The organism is Streptomyces flavofungini, from assembly GCF_030388665.1.
Classification (GTDB): Bacteria; Actinomycetota; Actinomycetes; order Streptomycetales; family Streptomycetaceae; genus Streptomyces; species Streptomyces flavofungini_A.
In genome coordinates this window covers 6,339,733-6,357,054 of sequence record NZ_CP128846.1, presented here as the reverse complement: position 1 = coordinate 6,357,054, position 17,322 = coordinate 6,339,733, and the positions used below count along the sequence as shown (strand labels likewise).

Below are 17,322 nucleotides of genomic sequence, written 5' to 3'. Positions count from 1 at the left end.
CGTGCGGACGGGGGTGCCACGGCTGCGCCATGGGCGACCGCGGGGCAGTGCGGGCTGGTCGCGCGGTTCCCCGCGCCCCTCGCGGGGCGCCCCGCGAAGGCTGCACGCGGCTGCAATACCCCTGTCGTAATCCCCCTGCATGGTTGATCGTTGGGCCCGGCATGTATCCGACGATCCACGCTTCAGGGGGAGACGGCATGACCATCGACCGCAGGACAGTGCTCGCGTCCGGTGCCGCACTCGGGCTGCTCACCGCGTGCGGCTCCAACACCGGCCGCGACGGCGACGGCTCGGACGGCAAGGGGCCGAAGCTGTCCCAGTGGTACCACCAGTACGGGGAGGCGGGGACCGAGCAGGCCGTGAAGCGGTACGCCGAGGCGTACGACAAGGCCGACGTGTCCGTGCAGTGGCGCCCCGGCAACTACGACGAGCAGACCGCCGCCGCGCTCCTCACCAAGTCCGGCCCCGACGTCTTCGAGGTCAACGGCCCCACCCTGGACCAGATCCAGGGCGGCCAGGTCCTCGACCTCACCGACCTGCTCGACGGCGTGAAGGACGACTTCAACCAGGCGGTGCTCGCGCCGAAGACGTACGACGGCCGTAACTGGGCCATCCCCCAGGTCGTCGACATGCAGCTCCTGTACTACCGCAAGAGCCTCCTCGCCGACGCGGGCCGCACCCCGCCCACGTCGCTCGACGAACTCGTCGACACCGCGAAGGAGTTGACGACCAAGAAGGTCAAGGGGCTGTTCCTCGGCAACGACGGCGGCGCGGGCGCCCTCGGCGGGACGCCCCTGTACGCGGCGGGCCTGAGCCTCGTCACCGACGAGGGCGAGGTCGGCTTCGACGACCCGGCGGCCGCCCGCGCCCTGGCCCAGCTGCGCGCCCTGTACGAGGACAGGTCGCTGCTGCTCGGCGCGCCCTCGGACTGGTCGGACCCGTCGGCGTTCACGCAGGGGCTCACGGCCATGCAGTGGTCGGGCCTGTGGGCGCTGCCCGCCGTCGAGAAGGCGCTCGGCGACGACTTCGGCGTGGCCGCGTTCCCCGCCGCCGCGCCCGGCGCCGAGCCCGCGGTGCCGGTGGGCGCGTACGGTTCGGCGGTCAGCGCCCGCAGCGCGCACAAGCAGGAGGCCAAGGACTTCGTGCGGTGGCTGTGGGTCGAGAAGACCGGCTACCAGCGGGACTTCGCCCTGTCGTACGGCTTCCACATCCCGGCCCGGCTATCCCTGGCGAAGAAGGCGGACGTCCTCACCGAGGGCCCGGCGGCCGACGCGGTGCGCTTCTCCACCGGGCACGGGTACGCCGAGCCGCTGCTCTGGACCCCGGCGAGCCGGGTCGCGTACCAGGACGCGCTCAGCCGGATCATCAAATCCGGGGCGAACCCGGAGAGCGAACTGCGGTCCGTCGTACGGAAGGTGTCGGCGGAGCTGGACCGGGTGAAGAAGAAGTCGTCGTGAGCGCGGGCGCCGTGCGGCGGCGCGAGCGGCTGTGGCGGCGCCTGGCGGGACCGCAGAACCGCAACCTCTGGTTCTGGGTGTTCGTCGGCCCCTTCGCGCTCGGCCTGGTCGTCTTCACGTACGTACCGCTGGGCTGGAGCGTCTACCTCAGCTTCTTCGACGCCCACAACACCGTCTCGCCCACGGACTTCGTGGGCTTCGACAACTACACGTCGATGCTGCGGAACGACGCGTTCACCGACAGCCTGTGGACGTTCGTGGTCTTCACGGCCTTCATCGTGCCGACGACGTTCGTGCTGTCGCTGTCCCTCGCGCTGATGGTGAACCGGATGCGGCGCGCGCAGGCGTTCCTGCGGTCGGTGTTCTTCCTCCCCGCGGCGTGCAGCTATGTCGTGGCGGCCCTGATCTGGAAGATGTCGATCTTCAACGGGGTGCGCTTCGGGCTCGCGAACACCGTGCTCGGCTGGTTCGGCGCCGAGCAGACGGCGTGGCTGTCCACGACGGACCCGCCCTGGTACTGGCTGGTCATCGTCACCGTACGGCTCTGGCTGCAGGCGGGCTTCTACATGATCCTGTTCCTGGCGGGCCTGCAACGCATCTCGCCCACCCTCTACGAGGCGGCGGCCGTCGACGGCGCCCGGCCCGGCTGGCAGGTCCTGCGCCACATCACGCTCCCCCAACTGCGCACGACGTCCGTGGCGGTGACCCTGCTCCTGGTCATCAACGCCTTCCAGGCCTTCGACGAGTTCTACAACCTGCTCTCGGACGCCCGCGGCTATCCGCCGTACGCCCGGCCGCCCCTCGTCTACCTCTACTACACGGCCCTCGGCCAGGGGCAGAACCTGGGCCTCGGCAGCGCGGGCGCCGTGCTTCTCGCCCTGATCATCGCGGTGGTGGCGATCGGCCAGGCGCGCTGGTTCGGCCTCGGCAGGAAGGAGGACTGACGTGTACGACGCCTGGGTCAAGGTGGGCCGTGCCCTCAGGGTCGCCCTGCTCATCGCCCTCGCCCTGCTCTTCCTGATCCCCTTCTACCTCCTGGTGCGCAACGGGCTCGCGTCCGAGCAGGACATCACGTCCCCCGACTGGACGTTCTTCCCGTCCACCCTGCACTGGTCGAACGTCCGGGAGCTGTTCGAGGACTCGACCGTCCCGATGGCCCGCTCCCTGTACAACTCGGCCCTGATCGCCGTCCTCACGACGGCGGGCACCCTGCTCCTTGCCTCCCTGGCGGGCTACGGCCTGGCCCGCATCCCCTACCGCCACGCCGACCGCGTCTTCTACGCGATCCTGGCCACGATGATGGTCCCCGCCGCGGTCACCTTCGTCCCCAGCTTCGTCCTGGTCTCCTCGCTCGGCTGGGTCTCCACCCTGCGCGGCCTGATCGTCCCCACGCTCTTCTCCGCGTTCGCCTGCTTCGTCTTCCGCCAGTACTTCCTGGGCTTCCCGAGGGAGTTGGAGGACGCGGCGCGGGTGGACGGCCTCGGCCACTGGCGCACGTACTGGCTCGTCGTCGTCCCGAACTCCCGCCCCGTGTTCGCGGCCGTGGGCACCATCGTGTTCATCGGCGCCTGGAACTCCTTCCTGTGGCCCCTGGTGATCGGCCAGGACCGGGACGCGTGGACGGTCCAGGTGGCCCTCGCCTCCTTCACCACCTCTCAAGTCATCCGCCTGCACGTGGTGTTCATCGCGGCGGCGGTGTCGATCGTGCCGCTGCTCGTGGTGTTCCTGTTCTTCCAGCGGTGGATCGTGGCGGGGGTGGAGCGGTCGGGGATCGACGAGTAGGCGGCGGGCGGGCGCCGTCAGGCCTGGGGTGAGTGCGCCGGGGGCCGTTCGGGGTCGTTGGAGTCCTGGAGTTCGGCCAGGAGGGCGGTCTGGCTGGCGAGGAGTTCGGTGAGGATGCGGCGTGCCGCGCGCAGGAGTTCGGCGACGTCGCCGCCGGCCAGCGCGTAGGTGACGGTGGTGCCTTCGCGGGTGGAGACGACGATGCCGGAGCGGCGCAGCACGGCGAGCTGCTGCGAGAGGTTCGAGGGCTCGATGTCGATGGCGATGAGCAGGTCCCGTACGGATACCGGCCCGTTCTGGAGGAGTTCCAGGACGCGGATGCGGACGGGGTGCCCGAGCATGCGGAAGAACTCTGCTTTGACCTGGTAGAGGGGCGCCTGCACGGGATCGCTCGCTTTCCTGACGCGGATGAGGCCCTGGAGACGGAGTGCGGCGGCCTCGGCTGCCGCCGCACCCGGTGTGACGTCCCATCCTTCCCGGCCGGGGCCTTTCGAGCCGAGAGTTCGGCAGATGCAGAGATGACTGCTTGAAGAATTCTTCAAGCAATGGGCGCAGAAAAGGCGCCCGAGGTCACACCTCCATCTGCTCCTCGGTGCGCTTCAGGAGATGGCGTGCCATGGCGAGGTTCGACCGGCTCTTGTCGATGACGAGATAGATGAACAGACCGTTGCCGGCCCTCCCGGTCACCGGCCGGATGAGGTGGTACTGGGAGCCCAGTGTCACCAGGATGTCCTCGATCTTGTCCTTCATGCCCAGCGTCTCCATGGTGCGCGCCTTGGCGCGGATCAGGTCGGTGTTGCCGGCTGCGGCGACGGACAGGTCGAGGTCCTTTCCGCCGCCCAGGGTGCCGAGCGCCATGCCGCTGGTGTAGTCGACGACGGCGGCTCCCAGCGCTCCGTCGGCCTCGGTCAGCAGGGTCTTGAGGGACACTTCCACACTGGTCACGGGTCCTCCTCCAAGGGTGGTGCGGGCCGGTTCTCCGGCCCACGCGGGGACTCTAGGAAGTCGCACCGCCCGTTGAGGTGACAGCGGGAGAAAGCAGCCGCAGTTGCCCGATCCGGATCGGTTGGATGCGCTTTCGCGCGATCCGGATCGCGTCCTGTCCGGGGATCGGGGGCTGACGCCCGTGCGCGGGAGGGCGTCCCCGCGCACGGGCCCCGGCCTAGCGCAGCCCGAAGGGCGTGGGTGCCGGACGCGCGGTCTCGGCGCGCCGCTGGCCGCCGGAGGCCGCCTTGCAGGTGAGGTCCTTCGCCGGGAGCCTGCCGGTGCGCAGGTAGCCCATGGTGGCCTTCTCCGCGCAGGAGTTGCGGGTGTCGCCGAAGACGACGCCGTGGCCCTCGCCGCCGGAGACGGTGACCATGCGCGAGCCCTTCAGGGCGCGGTGCATGGCCTGGCCGGTGACCAGCGGGGTCTGCGAGTCCCACTCGTTCTGCACGACCAGCGACTTGACCGCGTTGTCGACCTTGGTGGCGGGCTCGGCGCCCTTGCCCCAGGAGGCACAGGGGGTGATGGAGGAGGCGAAGTCGCCGTACAGCGGGTAGCGGACGGTGTCGCGGATCGCGTCGCGGCGGTACGTCTCCGGGTCGCGCGGCCAGGAGGCGTCGGAGCAGACGACGGCGAGCTGGCTGGAGGTCACGTTGTCGGGCGACTGCTCCTGGGCGCCGGGCAGTTCGCGCACCTGGCGGCCCTCGGCCGCCTTCTTCAGGTCGGCGACGGTCTTGGCGCCGCTGCGGACGGTGAAGAACTCGGCGCGCGTGATGTCGCGCACGGCGGCGCCGTCGAGCTTCTGGCCGTCGACGACGATGGGGTCGACGTCGGCCCGCGCCACCAGCTTGCGGAAGGTCCTGGCGACCTTCGCCGGGGAGTCACCGAGGTGGTAGGTGGCGTCGCGCGCGGCCGTCCACTTGGTCCACCGCTTGAAGGCCCGCTCGGCCTCCGGCGCCCAGACCTGGAACATGCCGCGCCACATCCGCCCCGGGTCGACGGCGCTGTCCAGGACGAAGCGGTCGGCGCGCTGCGGGAACAGCTGCATGTAGACGGCGCCGAGCGCGGTGCCGTAGGAGACGCCGAAGTACGACAGCTTCTTCTCGCCGAGGGCGGCACGCATGACGTCCATGTCGCGCGCGGTGTTGCGCGTGCTCATGTGAGCCAGCGAACTCCCGTACTTGGCCCGGCACTTGTCGGCGACCCTCTTGGCCCACTTGGTGTTCGCGGCGTGCTCGGCGGCACTGCGGGTGGGCCGCGGGAAGACCTGCTCGGCCTCGGTGAGCCCGCACTCCACGGGCGTGCTCTCGCCGACACCGCGCGGGTCGAACCCGACCATGTCGTACTGCTCGCGCACGTTCTTCGGCAGCCCGCCCGCGAACACCAGCGACAGGTCGAGCCCCGCCCCGCCGGGACCGCCCGGGTTGAAGGTCAGCACCCCGCGCCGCTTGCCCGGCACACTGGTCTTGACCCGCGATATCGCGACGTCGATCCGCTTCCCCTCGGGCTTGTCGTAGTCGAGCGGCACCTTCAGCGTGGCGCACTGGTACTTGGCGGGCTGATCGGCGGCACACCGCTTCCAGGTGAGCTTCTGCCGGGTGAACGGGGCGAGCCGGTCGGCGTCGGCGTCTGCTCTGGCCACCGGGGACGACGCGGCCGCCCCGTCCCCCGGGGCCGCCGACGCCGACCCGCCGACGAGCCCCGGCGCGAGCCCGGCCACCACTCCCAGCGCGAGCACCGGCACGAGGCGCCGCCGATATGCGGAATGTTGCACGTGACGCTCCTTCTGATCGGTTTTGGGTACCGCTCAGTTGGACGCAGAAGGAGCCCTGGACACCTCCATCGGATCGCCCTCTACCCTGAGCCGGGGCGAGTGAGCGGGGGATCGACGGTGAGCATGTACTTCGACGTGGGCGAAGAGACCCTGTGGAACCCCTCCAACGGGGCCGGCCGTCTCTTCCTGCGGCAGACACAGGTCTTCGAAGCGGAGCTGCGACTGCCCTCGGGCATCGGCCCGGGCAAGGACCGGGGTGACCCGGACACCCTGGAGATCGACGCGTCGCTCTACGCGGAGTTCGTGCGCGGCCTGGTCGCCTGGCACAGCCGGACGGGGCACTCCGTGATCCTCGCGCTGTCCGAGGGGTTCGTGGCGACAGCGGTCGCGCTCGCGCGGCGGGCACGGATCGAGGTGGAGACACTCGCCCCTGGAGACGGCCTCGTGCCCGACGGCCGTGACGTGCAGGTCCCCGGAGCCGCGCAGGCGGCGTCGCCCTCCGCCGTCGACACGCTGGACGCGCGGGCTCGGGAGATGGACCGGTGGATGGCCCGCTGAGCCGGTGGACCGGGGCACACCGAGCTGTACGCCGGGGGCCGCCGGGAGAGGTCCAGGGCGAGGCGAAGAGGCGCCACCCCCGCACAGGGTGGCGCCTCTTCCTCGTGGGCCGGGACCGCCGCCGCATCGGTTGAGGGTCGGGGACACGGCGGCGGGCCCGGGGTCTTCGCGGGCGAGGGCCCGCCGGGGTCAGCGGTGGTCGCTGCCCGTGGAGGTGGAGGCGGCCCGGCCGGCTTCCAGGCGGGCCACCGGGATGCGGAACGGGGAGCAGGAGACGTAGTCCAGGCCCACCTCGTGGAAGAAGTGGACGGACTCCGGGTCGCCGCCGTGCTCGCCGCAGACGCCGAGCTTGAGGTCGGGGCGGGTGGCGCGTCCTGCCGCGGCGGCGTCGCGGACGAGCTTGCCGACGCCGTCCTTGTCGATCGTCTCGAACGGGGAGACGCCGAAGATGCCCTTCTCCAGGTAGGCGGTGAAGAAGGAGGCCTCCACGTCGTCGCGGGAGAAGCCCCACACCGTCTGGGTGAGGTCGTTCGTGCCGAAGGAGAAGAACTCGGCGGCCTCCGCGATCTGCCCGGCGGTGAGCGCGGCGCGCGGCAGCTCGATCATCGTGCCGAGCGCCAGCTTCAGGGCCACGCCGGTGCTGCGCTCGACGTCGGCGATGACCTGCTCGGCCTCCTCGCGGACGATCTCCAGCTCCTGGACGGTGCCGACGAGCGGAATCATGATCTCCGCGCGCGGGTCGCCCTTGGCGTTCTTGCGCTCGGCGGCGGCTTCGGCGATGGCGCGGACCTGCATGGTGAACAGGCCGGGGATGACCAGGCCGAGGCGTACGCCGCGCAGGCCCAGCATGGGGTTCTGCTCGTGCAGGCGGTGCACGGCCTGGAGCAGGCGCAGGTCGTTCTCGTTGTGGTCCTTGCGGGACTCGGCGAGGGCGACGCGCACCGAGAGCTCGGTGATGTCGGGCAGGAACTCGTGCAGCGGCGGGTCGAGGAGGCGGACGGTGACCGGCAGGCCGTCCATGGCCTCGAACAGCTCGACGAAGTCCTTCTTCTGGAGCGGCAGCAGCTCCTTGAGGGCGTTCTCGCGCTCCTCGTCGGTGTCCGCGAGGATCAGGCGCTCGACCATCTCGCGGCGCTCGCCGAGGAACATGTGCTCGGTGCGGCACAGGCCGATGCCCTGGGCGCCGAACCGCCGGGCGCGCAGGGCGTCCTCGGCGTTGTCGGCGTTGGCGCGCACCCGCAGCCGGCGGACCCGGTCCGCGTACGCCATGACCCGGTGCACGGCCTTGACCAGCTCGTCGGCGTCGTCGGCACCCGCGTGCATGCGGCCCTCGAAGTACTCCACGACCGGGGACGGGACGACCGGGACCTCGCCCAGGTAGACCTTGCCGGTGGAGCCGTCGATGGAGACGACGTCGCCCTCCTCGACGACGTGCCCGTTCACGGTCAGGCGGCGGCGCTTGGTGTCGACCTCCAGGTCCTCGGCGCCGCAGACACAGGTCTTGCCCATGCCGCGCGCGACGACGGCCGCGTGCGAGGTCTTGCCGCCGCGCGAGGTCAGGATGCCCTCGGCGGCGATCATGCCGTCGAGGTCGTCGGGGTTGGTCTCGCGACGGATCAGGATGACCTTCTCGCCGGAGCGCGACCACTTGATGGCGGTGTACGAGTCGAACACGGCCTTGCCGACGGCGGCGCCCGGCGAGGCGGCGATGCCCCGGCCGAGCTGCTCGACCTTGGCGTCCTCGTCGAAGCGCGGGAACATCAGCTGCGCCAGCTGCGCGCCGTTGACGCGCTGGAGGGCCTCGGCCTCGTCGATCAGGCCCTGGTCCACCAGCTGCGTGGCGATGCGGAAGGCCGCGCCCGCCGTGCGCTTGCCCACGCGGGTCTGGAGCATCCACAGCTGGCCGCGCTCGATGGTGAACTCGATGTCGCACAGGTCCTTGTAGTGCGTTTCGAGGGTCTCCATGATCTGCATGAGCTGGTCGTAGGACTTCTTGTCGATGCCCTCCAGATCGGCGAGCGGGACCGTGTTGCGGATGCCCGCGACGACGTCCTCGCCCTGCGCGTTCTGCAGGTAGTCGCCGTACACGCCCTGCTGGCCCGAGGCCGGGTCGCGGGTGAAGGCGACGCCGGTGCCGGAGTCGGGGCCGAGGTTGCCGAAGACCATGGAGCAGACGTTGACCGCGGTGCCGAGGTCGCCGGGGATGCGCTCCTGGCGGCGGTAGAGCTTGGCGCGGTCGGTGTTCCAGGAGTCGAAGACCGCGTGGATGGCGAGGTCCATCTGCTCGCGGGCGTCCTGCGGGAAGTCGCGCCCCGCCTCGGACTTGACGATCTTCTTGAACTTGGTGACGAGCTTCTTCAGCTCGGCCGCGTCCAGGTCGGTGTCGACCGTGACCTTCTTGGCCTGCTTCGCCTTGTCCAGCGCGTCCTCGAAGAGTTCGCCGTCGACGCCGAGCACGGTCTTGCCGAACATCTGGATGAGGCGGCGGTAGGAGTCCCACGCGAAGCGGTCGTCGCCGGACTGCTTGGCGAGGCCCTGCACGGACTTGTCGGAGAGCCCGATGTTCAGGACGGTGTCCATCATGCCGGGCATGGAGAACTTGGCGCCCGAGCGGACGGAGACGAGCAGCGGGTCGTCGGCCTGGCCGAGCTTCTTGCCCATCGCCTTTTCGAGGGCGGAGAGGTGCGCACTCACCTCGTCACGCAGTGCCGCGGGCTCCTCGCCGCTCTCCAGGTAGACCTTGCAGGCCTCGGTGGTGATGGTGAAGCCCGGCGGCACGGGAAGGCCCAGGTTGGTCATCTCGGCGAGGTTCGCGCCCTTGCCGCCGAGGAGGTCCTTGAGCTCCTTGTTGCCCTCGGTGAAGTCGTAGACGAACTTCACGCCCTGAGTTCCCTGAGGTACGTGGGGATCTTTGTTTTCCGACACGGGTCTCGACTCCTCGAGGACGCGGTGGCTGCCCTGACGGCGAGGAACATACCCAGATCGAAGGCGTCTGGGTACGTCCACTTGTGGGTCGCCGGGGCGTAACCACCCGTCCGCCGCTAGATCGAAAGTGACTCCGGAGTAGCGCAAGTGGCCCAACTGAGTTCAAGAGTCGAACGCGGAACTCCCGATCAACCGCCATTTTGCTCAGATGAGCGGGGTGAACTCAGATGTGAGTTCAGGTCATAAATGATCGAGCGATGGCACTGAGTGCCACCCCTTGGAGAAGTGCAGCCACCCATATCTCGCTCATCTGAGCGCAAGCCCCATCAAGGGTGGCGAGAATCACGCCGTTTGAAGCGGCCTGATCCGGTCCCGGTCTCGGCATCCGGGCACCTCCGCGCCCGCTCGCCGACACCCCCGCGCCACCGCCTCACACCCCGAGCGCCACCAGCCGCTCCTCCACCCGCTCCGGCGCGTACAGGTGCTCCACCACCAGGGCACCCGCTCCGACGAGCCCCGCCCGGCTCCCGAGCCGCGAGGTGACGATCTCCAGATGGGCCGTGGAGCGCGGCAGGGCCCGCTGGTACAGCAGCTCGCGCACGCCGGTGAGGAAGGGGGTTCCGGCCAGATCTCCGGCGATCATGAGAACGCCGGGGTTCAGGAGCGTCACGACGGTGGCGAGGACCTCGCCGACCTGCCGCCCGGCCTCCCGCGCGAGCCCCACCGCCTCCGGATGCCCCGCGGCGAGCAGCTCCCGCACGTCCGAGCCCGACGCGGCCGGCACGCCCGCCGCCGCGAGCCGGGCCGCCACCGCCCGCCCGCTGGCCACCGCGGCCAGACAGCCGTACGAGCCGCACTTGCACAGGGCGGCGGCGCTCCCCGGCGCCCCGGGCACCCGGATGTGCCCGATGTCGCCCGCGCCGCCGTCGATGCCCCGGTACAGCGAGCCGTCGACGACGACGCCCGCGCCGATCCCGGTGGAGACCTTGACGAGCGCGAACGCCGAGCAGTCCGGGTAGTGGGCGCGCTGTTCCGCGTACGCCATGAGGTTCGCGTCGTTGTCGACGAGCACCGGCACCTGGGCGGGGGCGGCCGCGCGCCCGGCGCTCTCGGCGTGCTCCGTGAAGGCCCGGCGCAGCCTGCCCGCTATGTCGTAGCCGTCCCAGCCGGGCATGATCGGCGGCTGCACCACCCGGCCGGTCGCGGTGTCGACCGGGCCCGGCACGGCCAGTCCGATGCCGCACACCGCGGCCGCGTCCCTGCCGCTCTCGCACAGCAGCTCGCCGAAGACCGCGCCGAGCCGGTCGAGGACCCGCTCCGGGCCGTCCTCCACGCGCAGCGCCCCGCCGCGCTCGGCGACGACCTCACCGGTGAGGGTCAGCAGGGCCGTGCGGGCGTGCCGGGTCTCCAGGTCGGCGGCGAGGACGACGGCGTGCTCGTCGTCGAACTCCAGGCGCACCGAGGGGCGGCCGCCGAGCGGCGAGCTGACCGGGGTGCCCGCGCCCTCCCGCAGCCAGCCCGCGCGGAACAGCCGGTCCAGGCGCTGGCCGACGGTGGCCCGGGACAGGCCGGTGACGCGTTGCAGCGCGCCGCGCGTGGTCGCGCGGCCGCTGCGGACCAGGTGCAGCAGATCGCCCGCGCTCGCCTGAGCGGCGGCCGGACGCGCCGGAGTCCCGTTCCTCATGCCCACTCCCTGCCCGGGCCCGCGGCCCGACAGCCTCTTGCGCTCGTCAACTCGACGTTACATATTGAGTTTTGCGTGTTGCGCAGACGTAACTCTATGGTGGATGGATTCAAACTGACAGGCTGTCGGGCGCGGCTTCGGCGTGCGGTCCCCCAGCCCCCGGGAGTGCCGCGTGGACCGTACGACCACGACGAGGGCCGCGATCCGGCCCCCTGCCGCAAGCACCGCCGGGCCCTCGGCGCGGCGCGGCGCGGGCCCTTCGCCCTCGGCCCTCCCCCCGCGCACTCCTGGGGCCCCGCAGGCCGCCCCCGCCGCGCTCCGCGAGCGCGCCGCCCGCGTCCTCGGCGCCAACTGGACCGGCGCCTCCACCGTCCCCTCCCGCGCGCTGTACCCCCACCAGTGGTCCTGGGACTCCGCTTTCATCGCCATCGGGTTACGCCACCTCTCGCCGCTGCGCGCCCAGTTGGAGCTGGAGTCGCTCCTGGCCGCGCAGTGGGCCGACGGCCGCGTGCCGCACATCGTGTTCAACCCCGCCGTCCCCCTCGACGCGTACTTCCCGAGCCCCGACTTCTGGCGTTCCACCACCGCAGGGCGCGCGGCGGGCGCGCCGCTCGCCGTGCAGACCTCCGGCATCGTGCAGCCCCCGGTGCACGCGCTCGCCGCCTGGCTGGTGCACCTGGCCGACCCCGGCCTCTCCCGGGCCCGCTCCTTCCTGGCCCGCCTGCACCCCCGTCTCGCCGCCTGGCACCGCCATCTGCTGCACCACCGCGACCTCGGCGGCGCGGGCCTCGCGGCCGTCGTCCACCCCTGGGAACAGGGCATGGACAACAGCCCCTGCTGGGACGGCCCGCTGAGCCGCGTCCCACCCGCGCGCCCGCGCACCTACCGCCGCGCCGACCTCGACCACGGCTCGCCCCAGGACCGGCCGACGGACCTGGACTACGGCCGGTACGTGCGGCTCGCGGCGGAGTACCGGGACGGGGGATACGGGGCCGGGCCGGGGCCCGGGGGCGCGGCGAGTGCGGGTTCCAGGGCGTCCGGCGGGGCCGGCCGGGGCTTCGGCTTCGCCGTCGAGGACCCCGCGTTCAACGCCCTCCTCATCGCCTCCGAGCACGCCCTCGCCCGTATCACCGGCGAGCTCGGCGTGCCCTCGACGGCCCGGCACGACCGCGCGGAGCGGCTGACGCGGGTGCTCGTGGAGCGGCTGTGGGACGCGGAGGGCGGGATCTTCCGGTGCCGTGACCTGCTGGCCCGGGGGTCCGATCCGGTGACCGGGGCCCCTGGGCGCGAGGGCGCGAGCGGGGCGCTCGTGGGTGAGCGCGGGGTCACCGGGCTGATCCCGCTGATGGTGCCGGGGCTGCCCCGGGACGTCGCCTCCGATCTGGTGCGCACGGCCCGCGGCCCGCACTTCGAGCTCGGCGGCCGGGCCCGCCTGGTGCCGAGCCACGACCTGCTCAGCCCCGCGTTCGACCCGCGGCGCTACTGGCGCGGACCCGCCTGGTTCAACACCAACTGGCTCCTGGAGCGCGGGCTTCGGCTGCACGGCGCGCGGGAGCACGCGGACGCGCTGCGCGCCGCGTTCCTCGACATCGCGGTGGCATCGGACTTCGCGGAGTACGTGGATCCGTACACCGGGGAAGGCTGCGGCGCCCGCGGCTTCAGCTGGAGCGCGGCGCTCGCCCTCGACCTGGGCGTGGCCGCGGGGCCGGCCCACGACCTCAGCCTGGGCGGGGACTCGGACAGGGCCATGAGCGGGGACTTGGGCGGGAACTTGAGCAGGGACTTGAGCAAGGATTCGACAGCGGGGCCTGGTGCGGACGAAGGGGCTCGGAAATGACTGACCGGGAGCATCGACTGCTGGTGCGGGGCGCGACGTTCGCCGCCGTGGGCGCGGGCGGCGACATCCGGGGCGTGCCCGGCGGCACCGCTCCCGACGGGCTCTTCGTGCGTGACGCCCGCCATCTGAGCCGCTGGCAGCTGACGGTGGACGGCGCCGTGCCCGAAGTGCTCACGCCCGCCACCGCGTACGGCCCGACCGCCGACGCCGACGTGGCGCGCTGCGTGCTCGTGCCGCGCGGCGGGCGCCAGGAGCCGCCCGCGTACACGCTCTTTCGTGAACAGGCCGTCGTGGACGGCTCGTTGGTGGAGGCGCTGCGGATCACCAGCAATCTGTCCGCGCCGACGACGCTGCTGCTCGCGCTGACCGTCGACGCCGACTTCACCGACCAGTTCGAGCTGCGCTCGGATCACCGGACGTACACGAAGTCGGGGGCCGTGCGGTCCCGGCGGGTGCTGCTCGCGCCGGCGGACGGCGCGGCCGGGCCCGACGGGGTGGTGGCTTCACCGGCCGCCCCGCTCGGCGTCGAGTTCGGGTACCGCCGGGGTGACTGGCTGTCGCGCACCACGGTCACCGCCGATCCCGCCCCGGACGCCGTCGAGGAGACCGGCACCGGTGCGCGCCGCATGGTGTGGAGCCTGGAGCTGGCCGCGCACGGGTCGGCCGACCTGGCCCTGACCGTCACGGCCGGGCCGCACGGCGGGCCGCCGCTGCCCGCCCCGCCCCGCTCGCCGGACGCAGCCATGCGCCAACTCACGGACGCCCAGCGCGAGTTGACGTCATCCGTGACGCTCCCCGGGAGCTGGCCCGAGCTGGCGTCGGCCTGTTCGCGCGGCCTCGCCGACCTCGCCTCGCTCCAGGTGCCCGCGCGCGGGCCCGACGGCGAGGAGCTGAGCGTGCCCGCCGCCGGGGTGCCGTGGTTCCTCACGCTGCTCGGCCGGGACGCCCTCCTGACCTCCCTGTTCGCGCTGCCCTACGTACCGCGTCTGGCCGCCGCGACGCTGCCCGCGCTCGCCGCCACGCAGGCCGGTGAGCACACCGAGGGGCGGGTGGCCCAGCCCGGCAAGATCGTGCACGAGGTGCGGCACGGGGAGCTGGCCCACTTCGGTCAGGTCCCCTTCCGGCGATACTACGGCTCCGTCGACGCGACCCCGCTGTTCCTCGTACTCCTCGGCGCGTACACGGAGCAGACCGGCGACACCGCGCTCGCCCGGCGCCTGCAGCCGCACGCGCGGGCCGCGGTCGGCTGGATGCTCGACCACGGCGGGCTCACCGGCCGCGGCTACCTGGTGTACCGCGCGGACGAGGGCGGGCTCGCCAACCAGAACTGGAAGGACTCCCCCGGCGCGATCTGCGACGCCGACGGGAACCGGACGCTCGGGCCCGTGATGGCCGCGGGGGCGCAGGGGTACGCCTACGACGCGCTGCGGCGGACGGCGTGGCTGGCGCGGACCGTGTGGGACGACGACGTGTACGCCGCCCTGCTCGCGCAGACCGCCGCCGACCTGCGGGACCGGTTCCAGCGGGACTTCTGGATGCCGTCGCGCTCCTTCCCCGCGCTCGCCCTCGACGGGGACGGCGGGCAGGTCGACGCCCTCGCCTCCGACGCGGGGCACCTGCTCTGGTCCGGGCTCCTCGACAAGGAGTACGGCGAGGCGGTCGGGCGGCGCCTCCTCGAACCGGACTTCTTCTCCGGCTGGGGTGTCCGTACGCTCGCCGCCGGGCAGGGCGCCTACCACCCGCTCTCCTACCACCGGGGGTCCGTCTGGCCCCACGACAACGCCCTCATCGCCCTCGGCCTCGCCCGCTACGGGCTCCACGACGAGGCCCGCACGGTCGCCCGCGCCCTCGTCGACGCCGCCGCCACGGCCTCGGGCCGCCTCCCCGAAGTCCTCGCCGGCTACGCCCGCACGGCCCACACCGCCCCGGTCCCCTACCCCCACGCCTGCGTCCGCGAGTCCCGCTCGGCAGCGGCCCCCTTGGCCCTCCTGACGGCGGTGGGCGGCCCCTAGCCGCCCCGCAGCGGCGGGTCAGCCGCCCGACGTGTCCAGTTCCGCGTCCGCCGAGATGCCCGCGCAGTCGTAGGGGTCCTTCAGCCAGCCGTCGGGCAGGACCACACGGTTGTTGCCGGACGTGCGGCCGCGGGGTCCGTCGGCGCCGACGGGCCACGCCTGGTCGAGGTCCAGCTCGCCGAGGCCGTCCTCCAGCTCGGCGAGGGAGGACGTGACGGCGAGGCGCTTGCGCATCTCGGAGCCGACCGCGAACCCCTTCAGGTACCAGGCGACGTGCTTGCGGAAGTCGATGACGCCCCGCGCCTCGTCCCCGATCCACTCACCGAGGAGCGCGGCGTGCCGCAGCATGACGGCGGCGACCTCACGGAGGGAGGGAGCAGCGGGCGCCCCCGTGCCCTCGAACGCGGCCACCAGGTCCCCGAAGAGCCACGGCCGGCCCAGGCACCCGCGCCCCACGACCACCCCGTCGCACCCGGTCTCGCGCATCATCCGCACCGCGTCCTGCGCGGACCAGATGTCGCCGTTGCCGAGCACGGGGATCTCCGGGACGTGCTCCTTGAGGCGGGCGATGGCGTCCCAGTCGGCGGTGCCGCCGTAGTGCTGGGCGGCGGTCCGCCCGTGCAGGGCGATCGCGGTGACGCCCTCCTCGACGGCGATCCGGCCCGCGTCCAGGAACGTGATGTGGTCGTCGTCGATGCCCTTGCGCATCTTCATGGTGACGGGCAGGTCCCCGGCGCCGCTCACGGCCTCCTTGAGGATGGCCCGCAGCAGCGGCCGCTTGTACGGCAGGGCCGAGCCGCCGCCCTTGCGGGTCACCTTCGGGACGGGGCAGCCGAAGTTCAGGTCGATGTGGTCGGCCAGGTCCTCCTCCGCGATCATGCGGACGGCCTTGCCGACGGTCGCGGGGTCGACCCCGTACAGCTGGATCGAGCGCGGCGTCTCGCTCGCGTCGAAGTGGATCAGCTGCATGGTCTTCTCGTTGCGCTCGACCAGCGCGCGCGTGGTGATCATCTCGCTGACGAAGAGCCCCTTGCCGCCGCTGAACTCCCGGCACAGCGTGCGGAACGGCGCGTTCGTGATCCCGGCCATCGGCGCGAGCACGACGGGCGGGCGCACGGTGTGCGGGCCGATGGCGAGAGACGTCGGCGACGGCGTCAGCGGCTGGGACATCGGGCGGCTCTCCGGGAACGTACGGGAAGGGGGCAAGCCTCCATTGTCCCTCACGCGCGGGACAGCTCCGCCGGCCCTGTCCCTGAGTCCCCGGACAGCTCCGCGAGCCGCCCCAGCGCCCGCTCCGTCTCCTCGTCGGCGGGCACGTACGCCACGAGCCGGTGCGCCTGCGGCTGCGGGGCCATCCACAGGTTGCGGTGCTCCAGGCTCAGCAGCCCCACCTCGGGGTGCAGATACCGCTTGACGTGCGGCGACATGGTCGCGACCTCGTGCCGCCCCCACAGCTCGCGGAACTCCGCGGACTGTGCGAGCAGCCCGTCGAGCCGCTCCTTCCAGGCGGGCTCGGCCACGTGCTCGGCCATGCCCACGCGGAACTTGGCGATCAGGTCGCGCAGCATCTCGTCCCGGTCGAGGAACGTCTCGCGCCAGTGCGCGCTGGTGGTGAGCAGCCACAGGCAGTTGCGCTCGCGGGGCGGCAGCGCGGTCAGCTCGCCGAAGACCTGGGCGAAGGGGCGGTTGTGGGCGAGGACGTCGTAGCGGGCGTTCTGGAGGGTGGCCGGGTAGGGGGCGATGGTGTGCATCAGGCGCAGCGCGGTCGGGGAGAGCAGCGGGCAGTCGTAGTCGGGGCGCTGGTCGATGACGCCCGCGAGCACGAAGAGGTGGGCGCGCTCGGTCGGGTCCATGAGCAGCGCGCGGGCTACGGCGTCCAGGACCTGCGCGGAGACCCGGATGGCCCGGCCCTGCTCCAGCCACGTGTACCAGGTGACGCCGACGGCGGCGAGGTGCGCGACCTCCTCGCGGCGCAGCCCCGGCGTCCGGCGCCGAGCCCCGCGCACGAGGCCCACCTGCTCCGGCGTGACGCGTTCGCGGCGGCTGCGCAGGAAGGCGGCCAGCTCCTGGCGGCGGATGTCGGGGGCCGCCGCGGGGACGGCGTCGTGGGCTCCGGCGGGGGCCGCCGCGACGGCGGGCTCCGCGATGACGGCGGGCTCTGCGGTGACGGCGGGCTCTGCGGTGACGGCGGGCTCTGCGGTGATGGTCACACCCCCAGGCTGCCGCACCCCCCACCCCGTTTCCAGGTGCGCCTGCTACCAGGATAAAGAGACTCTGGTACCCCCCTGGGGCGCCGCCCATCGTCGTAT

General features: G+C 72.4%; 13 protein-coding genes. 6 read left to right on the top strand and 7 right to left on the bottom strand.

Going from position 1 to position 17,322, the window contains the following annotated elements:
* Positions 1-197: 197 nt before the first annotated feature.
* Genes QUY26_RS26970 through QUY26_RS26960 form a run of 3 tightly spaced genes read left to right on the top strand, consistent with a single transcriptional unit; the run spans position 198 to position 3,239 of the window.
* Positions 198-1,457, top strand: coding sequence for an ABC transporter substrate-binding protein (locus QUY26_RS26970; RefSeq protein WP_289951032.1), 1,260 nt, complete (start codon positions 198-200; stop codon positions 1,455-1,457).
* 11 nt (positions 1,458-1,468) lie between these two features.
* Positions 1,469-2,401: a carbohydrate ABC transporter permease gene (locus QUY26_RS26965; RefSeq protein WP_354670766.1), complete on the top strand. Its 933-nt coding sequence runs from the start codon at positions 1,469-1,471 to the stop codon at positions 2,399-2,401.
* 1 nt (position 2,402) lies between these two features.
* On the top strand, positions 2,403-3,239 hold the full coding sequence (locus QUY26_RS26960) for a carbohydrate ABC transporter permease (RefSeq protein WP_289951030.1): 837 nt from the start codon (positions 2,403-2,405) through the stop codon (positions 3,237-3,239).
* Positions 3,240-3,256: 17 nt separating this feature from the next.
* Here the strand turns inward: QUY26_RS26960 and QUY26_RS26955 are convergent, their stop codons facing one another.
* The 3 genes from QUY26_RS26955 to QUY26_RS26945 form a co-directional block, all read right to left on the bottom strand.
* Entirely contained in the window at positions 3,257-3,622 is a 366-nt protein-coding gene (locus tag QUY26_RS26955) for an ArsR/SmtB family transcription factor (protein WP_289951028.1), read from the bottom strand.
* A gap of 187 nt (positions 3,623-3,809) precedes the next feature.
* The gene (locus QUY26_RS26950) at positions 3,810-4,184 is read right to left on the bottom strand and encodes a hypothetical protein (RefSeq protein WP_289951026.1); all 375 of its coding nucleotides are present in this window, start codon (positions 4,182-4,184) and stop codon (positions 3,810-3,812) included.
* Positions 4,185-4,401: 217 nt separating this feature from the next.
* Positions 4,402-5,997, bottom strand: coding sequence for an alpha/beta hydrolase (locus QUY26_RS26945; protein WP_289951024.1), 1,596 nt, complete (start codon positions 5,995-5,997; stop codon positions 4,402-4,404).
* 123 nt (positions 5,998-6,120) lie between these two features.
* Between QUY26_RS26945 and QUY26_RS26940 the strand changes: the two genes are divergently transcribed.
* Positions 6,121-6,555 carry a DUF6086 family protein gene (locus QUY26_RS26940; protein WP_289956082.1) on the top strand — a complete coding sequence of 145 codons (435 nt, stop codon included), beginning with the start codon at positions 6,121-6,123 and terminating at the stop codon, positions 6,553-6,555.
* 189 nt (positions 6,556-6,744) lie between these two features.
* Here QUY26_RS26940 and ppdK read toward each other — a convergent pair whose 3' ends face one another.
* Both ppdK and QUY26_RS26930 read right to left on the bottom strand, forming a co-directional pair.
* Entirely contained in the window at positions 6,745-9,480 is a 2,736-nt protein-coding gene (ppdK, locus tag QUY26_RS26935; protein WP_289951022.1) for a pyruvate, phosphate dikinase, read from the bottom strand.
* Positions 9,481-9,910: 430 nt separating this feature from the next.
* On the bottom strand, positions 9,911-11,164 hold the full coding sequence (locus tag QUY26_RS26930) for an ROK family protein (RefSeq protein ID WP_289951020.1): 1,254 nt from the start codon (positions 11,162-11,164) through the stop codon (positions 9,911-9,913).
* 172 nt (positions 11,165-11,336) lie between these two features.
* On the opposite strand from QUY26_RS26930, the gene QUY26_RS26925 reads away from it, so the two are divergent.
* Positions 11,337-13,001 carry an MGH1-like glycoside hydrolase domain-containing protein gene (locus QUY26_RS26925; RefSeq protein ID WP_289951019.1) on the top strand — a complete coding sequence of 555 codons (1,665 nt, stop codon included), beginning with the start codon at positions 11,337-11,339 and terminating at the stop codon, positions 12,999-13,001.
* Positions 12,998-15,013 carry an amylo-alpha-1,6-glucosidase gene (locus QUY26_RS26920; RefSeq protein WP_289951018.1) on the top strand — a complete coding sequence of 672 codons (2,016 nt, stop codon included), beginning with the start codon at positions 12,998-13,000 and terminating at the stop codon, positions 15,011-15,013. Before QUY26_RS26925 ends, QUY26_RS26920 begins: the two co-directional genes overlap by 4 nt.
* 18 nt (positions 15,014-15,031) lie before the next feature.
* Here QUY26_RS26920 and dusB read toward each other — a convergent pair whose 3' ends face one another.
* The gene (dusB, locus tag QUY26_RS26915) at positions 15,032-16,183 is read right to left on the bottom strand and encodes a tRNA dihydrouridine synthase DusB (protein ID WP_289951015.1); all 1,152 of its coding nucleotides are present in this window, start codon (positions 16,181-16,183) and stop codon (positions 15,032-15,034) included.
* 50 nt (positions 16,184-16,233) lie between these two features.
* The gene (locus tag QUY26_RS26910) at positions 16,234-17,223 is read right to left on the bottom strand and encodes a helix-turn-helix transcriptional regulator (RefSeq protein WP_354670707.1); all 990 of its coding nucleotides are present in this window, start codon (positions 17,221-17,223) and stop codon (positions 16,234-16,236) included.
* Positions 17,224-17,322: the final 99 nt, after the last annotated feature.